This is a genomic window from Sphingomonas sp. BK481 (genome assembly GCF_014194875.1).
In the GTDB taxonomy this organism is placed as follows: Bacteria; Pseudomonadota; Alphaproteobacteria; order Sphingomonadales; family Sphingomonadaceae; genus Sphingomonas; species Sphingomonas aerolata.
Genome location: NZ_JACIAP010000001.1, coordinates 1 through 13,303, shown reverse-complemented (window position 1 = coordinate 13,303; position 13,303 = coordinate 1). Strand labels below are relative to the sequence as shown.

11 protein-coding genes are annotated in these 13,303 nt (G+C 68.2%); 5 read left to right on the top strand and 6 right to left on the bottom strand.

Going from position 1 to position 13,303, the window contains the following annotated elements; genetic code table 11:
* Positions 1–12: 12 nt before the first annotated feature.
* The 4 genes from FHY04_RS00055 to FHY04_RS00040 all read right to left on the bottom strand — a co-directional run bounded on the left by FHY04_RS00055 (position 13) and on the right by FHY04_RS00040 (position 5,310).
* The gene (locus FHY04_RS00055) at positions 13–1,881 is read right to left on the bottom strand and encodes a gamma-glutamyltransferase family protein (protein WP_183935011.1); all 1,869 of its coding nucleotides are present in this window, start codon (positions 1,879–1,881) and stop codon (positions 13–15) included.
* Positions 1,882–1,964: 83 nt separating this feature from the next.
* Positions 1,965–3,137 (bottom strand): MFS transporter, encoded by a 1,173-nt coding sequence (locus tag FHY04_RS00050; protein WP_260171287.1) that lies wholly within the window; start codon positions 3,135–3,137, stop codon positions 1,965–1,967.
* Between the two features lie 137 nt (positions 3,138–3,274).
* A complete protein-coding gene (locus tag FHY04_RS22850) occupies positions 3,275–4,636 on the bottom strand; it encodes an ATP-binding protein (RefSeq protein ID WP_183935010.1) in 1,362 nt (453 codons plus the stop codon).
* Positions 4,633–5,310 carry a response regulator transcription factor gene (locus FHY04_RS00040; protein ID WP_183935009.1) on the bottom strand — a complete coding sequence of 226 codons (678 nt, stop codon included), beginning with the start codon at positions 5,308–5,310 and terminating at the stop codon, positions 4,633–4,635. Before FHY04_RS00040 ends, FHY04_RS22850 begins: the two co-directional genes overlap by 4 nt.
* Before the next feature lie 149 nt (positions 5,311–5,459).
* Between FHY04_RS00040 and FHY04_RS00035 the strand changes: the two genes are divergently transcribed.
* From FHY04_RS00035 to FHY04_RS00015, 5 genes are all read left to right on the top strand, one after another.
* Positions 5,460–6,755, top strand: coding sequence for a glycosyltransferase family 1 protein (locus FHY04_RS00035; RefSeq protein ID WP_183935008.1), 1,296 nt, complete (start codon positions 5,460–5,462; stop codon positions 6,753–6,755).
* 68 nt (positions 6,756–6,823) lie between these two features.
* Positions 6,824–7,756, top strand: coding sequence for a lysylphosphatidylglycerol synthase domain-containing protein (locus FHY04_RS00030; protein WP_183935007.1), 933 nt, complete (start codon positions 6,824–6,826; stop codon positions 7,754–7,756).
* A gap of 28 nt (positions 7,757–7,784) precedes the next feature.
* Positions 7,785–8,609, top strand: a complete 825-nt coding sequence (locus tag FHY04_RS00025; RefSeq protein WP_260171246.1) for a hypothetical protein — start codon at positions 7,785–7,787, stop codon at positions 8,607–8,609.
* Positions 8,610–8,714: 105 nt separating this feature from the next.
* Positions 8,715–11,162 carry a prolyl oligopeptidase family serine peptidase gene (locus FHY04_RS00020; RefSeq protein WP_260171245.1) on the top strand — a complete coding sequence of 816 codons (2,448 nt, stop codon included), beginning with the start codon at positions 8,715–8,717 and terminating at the stop codon, positions 11,160–11,162.
* 60 nt (positions 11,163–11,222) lie between these two features.
* A complete protein-coding gene (locus FHY04_RS00015) occupies positions 11,223–11,876 on the top strand; it encodes an SOS response-associated peptidase family protein (RefSeq protein ID WP_183935005.1) in 654 nt (217 codons plus the stop codon).
* A 103-nt stretch (positions 11,877–11,979) separates the two neighbouring features.
* Here the strand turns inward: FHY04_RS00015 and FHY04_RS00010 are convergent, their stop codons facing one another.
* The gene (locus FHY04_RS00010; RefSeq protein ID WP_260171244.1) at positions 11,980–12,480 is read right to left on the bottom strand and encodes a hypothetical protein; all 501 of its coding nucleotides are present in this window, start codon (positions 12,478–12,480) and stop codon (positions 11,980–11,982) included.
* A 155-nt stretch (positions 12,481–12,635) separates the two neighbouring features.
* Positions 12,636–13,303 (bottom strand): transposase (locus tag FHY04_RS00005; protein WP_183935004.1); only part of this gene is annotated, 668 nt, incomplete at its 5' end.

Below are 13,303 nucleotides of genomic sequence, written 5' to 3'. Positions count from 1 at the left end.
GCCCCGCCCTGCTCAATAGGCGAGCGCGCACCCATCGGCGCGCATCTCGCTCGCCGCGGCATAGACGCGGGTGTCGCCGTCCATGCGGTGTTCGACACATTCGTAGCGTCCGAAGCCGCCATCGGGATCGCCGATCGTCCACCCCATGTCGGCCAGCCGCTTCCGCGTCGCGACCGGCACCCCGGTTTCTAACCGTAGCAACCCGGTGGGCCCGAGCCCGGGCGTATCCTCGCCCATCGATTGCGACGATCCCTCGTGATGCCAGCGCGGCGAATCCCCTGCCGACTGGATCTCGAGCCCATAGTCGATGCGGTTGACGATGATCTGCGTCTGCCCCTGCGGCTGCATGTCGCCGCCCATCACGCCGAAGCTCATCCACGGCGCGCCCTTGCGCGTCGCGAAGCCCGGGATGATCGTCTGGAACGGCCGCTTGCCCGGCGCATAGATGTTGGGGTGACCGTCCTTGAGACTGAACAGCTGCCCGCGATCCTGGAACATGAAGCCGAGGCCATCGGCGACGAGGCCCGATCCCATCCCGCGGAAATTGGACTGGATCATCGACACCATCATGCCGTCCTTGTCCGCGCAGCTGAAATAGGTGGTGTCGCCGTGGCTTGGCGCCTGCCCCGGATAGACCGGGGTCAGCAGCCGGTCGGGCCGGATCAGCCTGGCGCGCTGTGCCGCATAATCCTTGGAGATCAGCCACTCGACCGGCACCTTGGCGAAGTGCGGATCGGCATAGTATCGCGCGCGATCCTCATAGGCGAGGCGCTTGGCTTCGGCCTGCAGGTGAATCGACAGCGCGGACTGGAAGCCTGCGCCCTTCAGGTCGAACCGCTCGAGGATGTTGAGCATCTGGAGCGTCGCCAGCCCCTGCGTGTTCGCGCCAAGCGCATGGACGGTCGTGCCGCGATAGTCCGTCGTGCTGGGCGCGATCCATTCCGAATGGTGCGCGGCGAGGTCCGCCGCCGACAGCCACCCGCCGATCCGCTTGAAGTAGCGCTCGATTGTCTGCGCGATGTCGCCCTCATAGAACGCATCGCGTCCACCGCTTGCGATCGCGCGATAGGTGCGTGCGAGGTCGGGATTGCGGAACACGCCCCCTGCCGCCGGTCCCTTGCCGTCCGCCAGCCCGTAGGTGCGCAGCGCGTTGGCGGACTCCTCGAGCCCGTTCCCCGGACGGCGGAACGCGGTGAGGCTACGGCGGATATAATAGGCGATGATGTCGGGCACCGGCGCGCCCGCCTCGGCGAGCGCGATCGCGGGCTGGAACAGGTCCGCCCAAGGCAGTTTCCCGTAGCGCTGGTGCATCGTCCACCACGCATCGACCGTCCCCGGCACCGACACGCTGAGCGCGCCGAGCGGCGGCAGTGCGCCGTTCCTGGCGCGCGACCGCACCGTTTCCAGGCTCAGGCCGCGCGGCGATGCGCCCGACCCGGCGAGCCCGACGACCGCCTTGGCCTTGGGATCCCAGATCATCGCATAGGCATCCCCGCCGATCCCGCTCGACGTCGGCTCGAGGAAGCCGAGACACGCGTTGATCGCGATCGCCGCATCGACCGCCGACCCACCCGACCGCAGGATGTCGATTCCCGCCTGCGTCGCGAGCGGATGCGCGGTCCCCGCCGCGCCGTTGAGACCATAGACCGCGGTGCGCGACGCGAAGCTCGCGCCGATCGGCCGGTCGCCGGCATGGACGTCGGGGCGCAGGAAGCGCTCCTCGCCAGGCGCCCAGAATGTAGGATTGGTATCCGTCGCGGGCGCTGCCCCCTGCCCCGGGCCGGGGGCGGGGTCGGTGCTGGCTGTACCGCGCTGCGCAGACGCGAGTGTCGGAAGCAGCGCCGCCGCGGGCAGCGATGCGATGAAGGTGCGACGATGCATTGGCGAACTCCCAGGACCAAGCATGGTTGTTGCCCGCAGGGGCGATCGGCGCAAGTGGCTGAAATCGGCGGCGCCTCGACGGATCAGCGCCGGCGTCTGGCCGCGACGATCTGAAGCAGCACCGCCGCGGCGGACAAGGCCGCGCCTAGCCCCGTGACCGCAACCCAGCCGTCCATGTGCCATGCCCAGGTCGCGCCGGCCGATCCCGCCGCGCCGCCGAGGAACATCGCCCCCATGAAGATCGTGTTGAGCCGGGCGCGGGCCTCGGGCCGCAGCGCGTAAACGACATGCTGATTGGAGACGAGCGCGCTCTGCACACCGAAATCGAGCAGGATCACGCCGACCACTAGCCCGGCAATCGAACTCCACAGCGCAAAGACCGCCCAGCTTGCCAGCGTCAGCACGGCCCCGAGCAGGATCACCAGCCTGGGACCGCGGCGGTCGGCGATACGCCCGGCGACCGGCGCGGCGAGCACGCCGACCGCGCCGACCACCCCGAACAGACCCGCGATATCCGCCCCCAGACCGAAGCGCGGACTCTGCAGATGGATCGCGAGGATCGTCCAGAACACGCTGAACGCGCCGAACAGCAGCGCCTGCGTGATGGCGGCCTTGCGCAGCGCGCCGAACTCCCGCCAGAGACCGCCGAGCGACCGCAGCAGCCCTGCATAACCGAGATCCGCGGTCGGGACGCTGCGCGGCAGCCGCAACGCCATCACCACCCCCGCGCCCAGCGCCATCGGCACGCCCAGCCAGAACATCGCCCGCCACCCGGCATGCGTCGCGACGAAACCCGCCAGCGTCCGGCTGAGCAGGATGCCGCACAACAGCCCCGCCATGACCGTCCCGACCGTTGCACCGCGTCGTTCCGGGCTTGCGAGATGCGCTGCAAACGGCACGACCTGTTGCGCGACGGTCGAGAATATCCCGACGAGCAGCGACGCGGCGATCAGCATCGCCGCGCTTGGTGCGATCGCCGCGAGGATCAGGGCCGTGGCCAGCCCCAGGAACTGCACGACGATCAGACGCCGGCGTTCGACCAGGTCGCCGAGCGGCACCAGGAGGAACAGCCCCGCGGCATAGCCAAGCTGCGTCGCGGTCGGCACCAGGCTGGTCGCGGCCCCGGGCAGGTTGCGCTCGATGATCCCCAGCATGGGCTGGTTGTAATAGATGTTGGCGACGGCAACGCCGGCCGCGGCGGCCATCACGAACGTCAGCCCCCGACCGAGATGGTGTCCGCCCGACGGGCCTGGCATCGACGCATCCGGCTCCAAGGGGCCACGGTCCTGCGCAATACTCGTCATACCAAATTCCTCTGCGACCGCGTGCCCGCTATGTGGACCATGGTGCAATGCCCGATAAGAGCGCGTCAGTGGCGAAGATGGGCTCGCGATCAGCGGCGCATCAATGCGGTGCGGAAGGTAATCGCGAACCGGGTCCGCCCCGGCCGCGACGCGAGCACCACCCGCGTCGCGTGCGCCTCCGCGACCTGCGCGACGATCGCCAGCCCCAGCCCGCTGCTGGCGGATGCGGCACGATCGCGTTTCCAGAAACGGCGAAAGATCGACGGCTGATCCGCCTCGGGGATGCCGGGGCCGTCGTCGCAGACCGCCAGCGTGCCGTCTGTCCCGATCGTCACGTCGATCCGACGGCCAGGCCCGCTATGCTTGACCGCATTCTCGATCAGGCAGCCCAGCGCCTTGGCGATCCAGGCCGCATGGCCCGCGACCATCACGCTGTCCGCCCCCGTCGACAGCGCGATCGACTTGCCCTGGCGGATCGCCAGCGGTGCGATCGAGGCCACGCCGTCGGTCGCGATCGCGACGAGATCGACCGATGCCGCGGTATCCAGCGCGACGGTTTCGAGCTCGGCGATCTCCAGCACCTGCTCGACGATGCGCCCGAGCGTGTCGAGATCGCTGCGCAGCGTCGCCCGCAACGTAGCATCCTCGACCTCCTCGACACGAAGCCTGGCCACGGCGATCGGCGTGCGCAGTTCGTGCGCCGCATCGGCGATGAAGTCGCGCTGCATGCGGTAGCTCGACGTCAGACGCTCCAGCAGCGCATTGACCGCGCGCGCGAGTGGACGGACCTCGGCCGGAAGCCGGTCGTCATGCAGACGCAGATCGAGCGGCAGCGCATCGTCCGTCCGCAGTGATGCGGAGGCTCGCCGTACCGGCGCGACCGCACGCCGGATGATCAGCACGTCGATCGCCAGCAGCAGCAGCAGGACCGGCGTCACGATCGCCAGGCCGTAGAGCAGGAACTGCGCGAGCAGGTCGTCGAGAATATAGTCCGGGTGGGTCAGGTTCTGTAGGACGACGATCCAGACGCGTGCGCTTCCGACGCGCGCCGGGCTGCTGGCGCCGGCATAGAAGGCGTGCCGCGACTGCCGGCGGAAGAAGCGCTCCTCGTCGCTCAGCGGGATGGCCGCGAGCGGCACCATGATCGGCGAATCCGACCGGAACAGGACCGCACCCCGCGGATCGACAATGCGGAATGCAAAGCCCGCCCCCGGCGCGAACACCGCGGCGCTGGTCCCGTCCTGGGTCAGGTGCAACCGGCCGCGCGCGTCCTGCGACAGCGCCTGGCGCAGGGCCTGGGTATGGACGTGGACCGTCTGATGCTGGATCCGCGCCGCCGTCGTGTCGAGAAACAGATAGACCCCGCCGGCCACCGCGACGGCGGTGATCAGCACCGCGATCGCGTGCCAGCGCAGGATCTGCGCCATCAATGATCGTGGCGGCCGCGTCACGCGTCCCGCTCCAGCAGCATGTAGCCGACTCCGCGGACCGTGACGATGTCCGCGGTCGCCTGCGAATCGGCGAGGCGCCGCCGCAGCCGGTGGACATAGACCTCGACTGCATTCGACCCGAGATCGTCGGCCAGCCCGAACAGCAATTGTTCGAGATGTTGCTTGGTCACCACCCGGCTCGCGCGGCGGATCAGCCCGGCGAGCACCTCCAGTTCGCGCGCGGACAAAACGGTCGGCCGGCCGGCAACGGTGACCTCGCGCGTTGCCGGATCGAACCGGACATTGCCGCACTCGATCGTCCGGTCGACGATCGTGCCGCTGCGCCGGAGCAGCGCCTGGATGCGGGCGAGCAGTTCCTCGGGCGCGAACGGCTTGGCGAGATAGTCGTCGGCCCCCGCCTCGAGCCCGGTCACGCGGTGTGCGACGCTTGCCCGCGCGGTCAGCGCGATGACCGGCGTGGGATCGTCGCGGTCACGCAATTCGCGCACGACCGACAGGCCATCGCCGTCCGGCAGCCCGAGATCGAGGATGACCGCGGCATAGCGCGTATAGGACAGGATCAGCCGTGCATCGGCGGCCGTCGCGGTCGCGTCCGCGGCATAGCCCGCCTCGCCGAGCAGCCGGATCAGCATCGTGACCAGATCGGCATGATCCTCGACGATCAGGATCCGCATCGACGCTCCCCGGTCGGGCTGCCCGGAGCGCACCGGCCGCGCCGATGGCCGCCTGTAAGGCTGGCGTAAGCCGGACGGGATAGGCCGACCGATCCTCGATCCCGATCGATGTCGCGCGATGCGCCGTCAGCAAAAATCAGAGTGTCTCCATGTCCGATATCCTTGGCCCGTTCGAACGGCTTGCAGCGACCCGCGCCGCGGTGTCCCGCGTCCGTGCGGCGCCCGACCAGCCGCGCCGGGTCGCCCTGTTCTCGGGCAACTACAACTATCTGCGCGACGGCGCCAACCAGGCGCTCAACCGCCTCGTCGGGTATCTTGAGCGCGACGGCGTCGACGTCCGGGTCTATTCACCGACATCGCCCCGCCCCGCCTTTGACCCCACGGGCACATTGGTGTCGGTCCCGTCGGTTCGCATTCCGGGTCGCGGCGAGTATCGGCTGGGGCTCGGATTGCCGGCGGCGGTCCGGCGCGATGTCGAATGTTTCCGCCCCGACATCGTCCACCTGTCCGCCCCCGACTGGACCGGCGTTGCCGCGCAGCGGCTGGCGCGGACGATGGGCGTCCCGGTCGTCGCCAGCTTGCACACGCGGTTCGAGACCTATGCGCAATTCTATGGTGCGGGATTGATCCGGCCAATGATGGAACGGCATCTCGACCGGTTCTACACCGGCAGCGACGCGATCCTCGTGCCCACCCCTCCCATCGCCGCCGAGTTTTCCGCCAAGGGGCTTGGCGAGCGGACACGTCTCTGGGGTCGCGGGGTCGATCGCGACGCCTTCTCTCCGCGCCACCGCGACCTGGCCTGGCGCCGGCACATGGGCATCGCCGACACCGACATCGTCCTGCTCTTCTTCGGCCGGCTGGTCCGCGAGAAGGGACCGGCGCTGTTCGCCGACATCGTCGACGCGGTTCGCAAGGGTAGCGGAGATCTGTGCGGATCATCCGCCACGATCCGGGCCGTGATCGTCGGCGACGGGCCCGAACGGGACTGGCTAACGCAGCGCCTGCCGGACGCGATCCTCCTCGGCAGCCTGTCGGGCGACAGGCTGGCCCGCGCGGTCGCCAGCGCGGATATTTTCGTCAATCCGAGCATTTCCGAAGCCTTTGGCAACGTAACGTTGGAAGCGATGGCATCGGGATTGCCGAGCGTGTGCGTCGACATCCCCAGCGGACGCAACCTGCTGCGCAAGGAAACGGGCATGTTCTTCGCCGCGAACGATCTCGATGCGGCGGTTGCCGCGGTTCGCCGTCTTACGTTGTTCTCGGATCTGCGCGCGTCGATGGGCCGGGCCGCACGCGCGGCAAGCGCGGCCTATGACTGGGACACCGCGTCGGCGATGGTCCTCGACGCCTATCATGCGCTGTTGGGGACGGACACGGTGTCGGCAACCGCCGATCCGGGTGCCGCGCCGGCACTCCGGCGGAATCGGTCGGCCGCGGGCTGAGCGTCGTGACAGAACAGTGCAGCGCCCGGGCGCCGTCAGGATGGCGACGTCTCCTGTCATCGTCGTCGGTGCGAACGGCAGCCGCCGCCGCCGCGATGCTCGCCGTCGTCGCGATCGCCCTGTCGGCGCTCGCGAGCCTGCTAGACGGGGTCGACTGGACCGACATCCGCGACGCGCTGACGCGGATCGGCTGGATCCGGCTGCTGCTCGCCGCCGGGATCACCGCGATCAGCTACGGCGTGCTGACCGGCTATGACGTGATCGCGCTGCGGGTCATCGGGCGACGGGTTGCCTATCCCCGGGCGGCGCTCGCCTCGTTCACCAGCTATGTCTTCAGTCACAATTTCGGGTTCGCGCTGCTGACCGGCGGAACCGCGCGGTGGCGGATCTACCAGCCCGCAGGGCTGACGATCGGCGAAGTCGGCCATGTCATGGTGCTGACCGGCCTGACCTTCTGGTCCGGGGTGCTCTTGCTGCTCGGGATCGGGCTGATCGCCAGTCCCGACAGGCTGGCGATTGCCGGCCTTGCGATGTCCTACCCGGTGCATGCCGCGATCGGCGCGGCGAGCCTTGCCCTGCTGGGCGTGGTGCTGATCCTGCTCCACCGGCGTGGCGGTCGGATGATCGTCGCGTTCGGCCGCTCGATCCCCGTGCCTCGCACGCGGCAGGCGCTGATCCAGATGATGCTGGCGAGCATCGACCTCGTCCTTGCGGCGCTGGTGCTGGTCGTCCTGCTGCCCGGTGCGTCGCTTGCCCTGCTTCCCGGTCTGTTGCTCGGGTACCTGGTGGCGATCACGACGGGACTGATCACCCATGCCCCCGGCGGCGTGGGCGTGTTCGAAGCGGTGATGCTGGCGAGCCTCCCCGAGATCGACCGCGCGACGCTGTTCGCCGCCTTGCTCGCCTATCGGATGGTCTATTTCCTGATCCCGCTCGCCATCGGGATGGTGCTGTTCGCGCTTCATGAAGTCGACCTGCGGGCTCGCGTAAGGTCGGCGTAAGTCGGCGCGGCGATGAGCGCATGTCCTCATGCTCCAGCCACCGGAACCCGTCACCATGATCATCCGCGCGCGGCCCTGCGCCCCGTTCTCCCTCGCAGCGTTCTGCGCCCCCGCCCTCCTCGCCGCCAGCACCGGTGCAGCCGCGCAGACGCGATCGGCAGATGCCCAGCCGGTACCGGGCGCGACCGCGATCGCGGGGGCGACGTCCGCGGCGATCCCCGCCATCCCCGAACCGATGATCTTCGACATGGTGCGGCCACTCGGCGCACGGCGCGGCGAGCTCGAGACCAACACGCTCGCCCAGGTCAATCTCAGCGGACCGTCCCGCCATGTCGAATGGGCGCCCGAGGTCGAATATGCGGTCGCCGACGGCTTTGCGGTCGAGCTCGAGCTGCCGTTCAGCAATGGCCGGCTGACCGATCTTAAGATGGGGCTGCAGGGGACGTTCGGCACGTTTCGCGGCGGACGCAGCATCCACGGCGTCCAGTATCTCGGGCTTCACAATCGCCGCGACGGGGGGTGGTCGAGCAGCCTGGTCTATCTGCTCGGCAACCGCTTCGGCGAACGGTTGAGCACGATGACGATGATCGGCGCGGGCGACGTGACGCTCAGGAGCACGAAGGGCACCGGGCTGATCGTCAATCACTCGACATTCTGGGATGTCGATGACGGCACCGTGCTCGGGTTCGAGGTAAACCGGCAGACGGGGGCGAGCGGCTATTGGCTCTTGATGCCACAGCTGCACCGCGCGATCGGGCGGAAGGTCTCGGCGCAGATCGGTGCGGGTGCCGAACGCGCCGTGTCGGGTCCATTCCGACCGCGCGTCGGCCTGCGCATCATCCGCGAATTCTGAGGTGCCAGCTGCCACGCAGGCCGGGCCCGCTGGTGCCGGCACGCCCGACATGCCACACCCCTGACATATCAGAACAAGGGGTTATGAATGCGCGCCAGTGCCTGTTTGATCGCTCTCCTCCTCGTCACCACGACCGCTTTACCCGGCGCGGTGATCTCCGGCGCCAGCGCGCAGACGCCGGGCACGCCCTATCACCGCGCGCCCGATGCGATCGCACGGGCGCTGGAGACACCCCCGACCCCAGGCGTCTCGGTCAGCCCCGACCACCGGACGCTCGCGATCCTCGGTCGCGAGAATCTTCCGTCGATCGCCAATTTGTCCAAACCGATCCTGCGGCTTGGTGGTTATCGCATCGATCCCGCGACCAATGGTCAGGCCGAGGTCCGCGTGCAGTGGTTGAACGCGCTGCAGTTCAAGGATCTGGCAAGCGGCAAGACCATTAATGTCGCGCTGCCGGCCGGACTGCGCTTTGCCGCACCTGACTGGTCGCCCGACGGCACCCGCCTCGCCTTCTATGCGCAGCAGCCCGACGGTCTCTCGCTCTGGATCGCCGAGCGTGACGGCAGCGCGCGCATGGTGGCCAAGGGCCTGAACGGGACGTTCGGCACGCCGTTCACCTGGATGCCCGACAGCACGGCGCTGATCGCCTACACCGTCCCCGCGAACCGCGGCCCCGCGCCCGTCGCCGGCGACACGCCGACGGGGCCCGTCGTCCAGGAAAGCGCGGGCCGATCGTCGGCGGCGCGAACCTATGAAGACCTGCTCGGCAATGCGCATGACGAGGCCCTGTTCGATCATTATTTCACCGGCCAGCTCGTCCGGATCGCGCTGTCGGGTGCCACCCGGCCGATCGGGGCGCCCGGGCTCATCACCGAGTTCAGCGTCTCGCCCGACGGCCGGTATCTGCTGACCGAACGGCTCAAGCGTCCCTATTCCTATCTGCTGCCCGCGCGCTATTTCCCGACCGAGATCGCCGTCGCGACGATCGATGGCCAGCCGGTACGGACGCTGGTCGATCGCCCTCTCGCCGACGATCTTCCGGTCGACTTCGACGCCACCGTCAAGGGTCCGCGCGAGGCAATGTGGCGATCCGACGCCCCCGCCACGCTCGTCTGGGCCGAGGCGCTCGACGGCGGCAATCCGCGTGCGAAGGTCGCCTTCCACGACGTGGTCAAGATGCAGGCGGCACCGTTCGAAGCGGCGCCGGTCGATCTGGCGATGACCCCGGCGCGCTATGCGACGACCTTCTGGGGCGATGACGGCTTCGCGATGGTCGTCGACCGCGAATGGCGGTCGCGGACCGAACACCGGCTTGGGGTCGCACCGGCGCGACCGGGCCAGCCGCGCACGCTGCTGACCCGCAATTATCAGGACCAATATGGCGACCCGGGTCGGCCGGTCGTCGAATCGAACGCCGCGGGCAAACCGGTGATGCGCTTCACCCCGGACCATAAGGCCGTCTACGTCACCGGCGACGGTGCGACCAAGGCGGGCGCCTTCCCCTTCCTTGCGACGCTGCCGCTTACAGGCGGCGAACAGACGCGGCTATGGTCCGCCAAGCCGCCCTATTACGAAACCGTCGTCGCGATGCTCGACGATACCGGGCAGCGCATTCTCACGCGCCGCGAAAGTGCGAAGCTCGCTCCCAATTACTTCGTGCGCAGCGTCAGGGGCGGCAGCGCCCAGCCGGTCACCGCGTTCGCCGATCCTGCCCCCGTGTTCGCGGGCGTGACGCAGCGCACGATCACCTATCCCCGCGCCGACGGGCTTGCACTGTCGGGGTCGCTCTACCTCCCCGCGGGCTATGACGCGAAGCGCGACGGGCCGCTGCCGACCTTGCTCTGGGCGTATCCCGCCGAATTCACCGATGCGAAGGTCGCCGGGCAGACCGTCGACCAGGGCAATCGCTTCGTGCGTCCGCGCGGCATCAGCCACCTGTTCCTGCTGACCCAGGGCTATGCGATCCTCGACAATCCGGCGATGCCGATCATCGGCGAAGGCGGCACGGAGGCAAACGACACCTACGTGAAGCAACTTCAGCAGGACGCGCAGGCGGCGGTCGATGCCGTCGTCAAGCTCGGGGTCGCCGACCGGACGCGCATGGCGGTCGGCGGGCACAGCTATGGCGCGTTCATGACCGCCAATCTGCTTGCGCATACCGATCTCTTCCGCGCAGGCATCGCCCGGTCGGGCGCGTATAACCGCACGCTGACGCCGTTCGGATTCCAGGCCGAACAGCGGACCTATTGGCAGGCGACGCCGACCTATACCGAGATGAGCCCGTTCACCTATGCCGACCGGATCAAGGCGCCGATCCTGCTGATCCACGGCGGCGCGGACGACAATAGCGGCACCTTCCCGATCCAGTCCGAACGCATGTACGCTGCGCTCAAGGGCAATGGTGCGACCGTGCGCTACGTCGTCCTGCCGAACGAGCCGCACGGCTATCGCGCGCTCGAGTCCACCGAAGAGACGCTGTGGCAGATGACGGACTGGCTGGACCGCTACGTGAAGCCGAAGCCGGCGCCGGAGACGGCGGAGCACCGGCCATGACCGGCCGTTGCTCCTTTCCGCGGGCTTGCGCGACGGCCGGTCGCATCGCATCGGCACCCCATGTGTAATCGCGCGCGGTTCGAGGGCGAGCCCGAAACCCTTACCCAGGTCTTTGGCGCGGGCTGGCTAACGCCAAGGCCGATGGATAACCGGTTCAATCCGACCGAGCTCTATCCCAAAAGCCGCGCCTATGTGATCCGCGAACAGGACGGGGCCCGCGGACTCGATGTGATGCAGTGGGACGTGACCGCCGGGCAGGCGCCATGGCCGATGACCAATGTCCGCAACCTCGCGCTGCCACAGTGGAAAGCGCTTGCGGCGAACCCCGAAAACCGGTGCCTGATCCCGCTCACCGAATTCTGCGAATGGACGCCCGACCCCGTTGATCGCGGCGACGGGAAAAAGCCCATCAAGGGCGAGATGTGGTTCGACGTCATCGACCAAGACGTGTTCGCGATCGCCGGCTTCTGGCGCCAGATCGGCGAGCAGCGCTATTTCGCGATGGTCACCTGCGACGCGAACGACCTGGTCGCGCCGATCCACCCCAAGGCGATGATCACCATCCTGCATCCGGACGATCACGCGCTATGGCTCGCCGGTCGCTACGACGACGTCGTCGCACTGCAGCGCCCCTATCCGGCCAGCCGGATGACGGTGCGCGGCCCCGTCTTTCCGACCCGCACCGCCGCACCGCCGGGCCGCACCCTGCTATAAGTGTCGAACCGCCCGGCGCGGCATCGGGCCGGGCGCCGACGCCAAGCGGCAATCACCCGCAACCATGGTCAGGCGGGCGGCGTACCGCCCGCCTGACCGATCGTCACTTGGGGGCGGACGGCGCGGCGGGCGCGACCGTGGTAGCGACAGGCGTCGCGGCGATCGGCGCACCCGGCGAAGCCACCGTCGCGGCCGGGGATTTCATCGTCTGGCGGATGAACACGGTCTGGTTGATCTGCTCGAACGCCGTCTGATAGACCGACACGTCGTAGATCGGCTCTTCGTCCTGCGCCCCCGAGCCATAGACAGTCGATTTGACTTTCCCCATGACGAAGCTCAGCCGCACATGGGTCGTCGACGGGCTGGTCTGCTCGATAAAGGCCGAGACGATCGGCGTCTTCTTCGATTTACCGAAACCGGTCCACAGGCTGTACGACATCTTGCCCTTGGTCGAGGCGATACCGGTGATCAGCCCGGTGTCCTTGTCGGCGGCCTGGATACGATAGCCCGAATCCTGCAGCACCGACATGACGGCGCCGAACACCTGATCCTTGCTCGCCTCGATGTCCCGGCCCTGCAGTTGCTGGAGTTCGAGCGACGACATGACGACGGGCTTTTTTGCAAGGACGACAGACGCGTCAAGGCATGCACCCGCCATGGCGAGCGCTACAAAAAGCTTCGAGACTGTTGAAAAAGGATCGCGTGGGATCAGCGTGGTGGATGACAGGTGACGCCGGGCACCGGAGGATGCGCCGCGTATCAGGCCGGCGCGGCCTGCCGGGCCAGCAGCTGGAGGTTGTATGCCGCGGCAGCCATGGAGAACTCCTCAGCTGCTCCGGCGAGGCCTCTCAGCTTGAGCGTTCGTAGCCCCAAGTTGCGTTTCAGGTGGCCGAACACGCGCTCGATCCGCTTTCTTCGACGCCGCGCGTGCACATAGGCGTCGGTGCCGGCAAGGGCGCGCGCGGCATCGCGGGCATCCTCGCTGACGAGGCGGGTGATGCTGCGTTTCCGGCTGACGGTGCATCGGGGCTTCAGTTCGCAGCCAGCACAATCGGCAACATGGCTTCGGTATACGCGAACTTGGTTGGCGCGTTTGGTGCCGCAATAGCCGAGCGGCTTATCGGCCGGGCAGCGATAGGTATCGGCCTCGCGGTCATAGCGAAAAGCATCACGGGTGAAGAAGGCGTCGCGTTGGCGGCTGCGGTCGATGACCGGGATGTACGGGGTGATTTTCCGGTCGATTAGCCAGCCGAGCAACGGGCCGCTGCCATATGCTTTGTCAGCCGCGAGGCTCTCGGGTTCGATGCCCAGCCTGGTGCCGGCGCGTGACACCAGCGTCCGGGTCGCCGCCACCTCGGCTGCGAAGCGGGCGGGCGTCGCCTCCACGTCGAGGATGCAGTCGGTGTCGAGGTCGAGCAGGGGGTTAA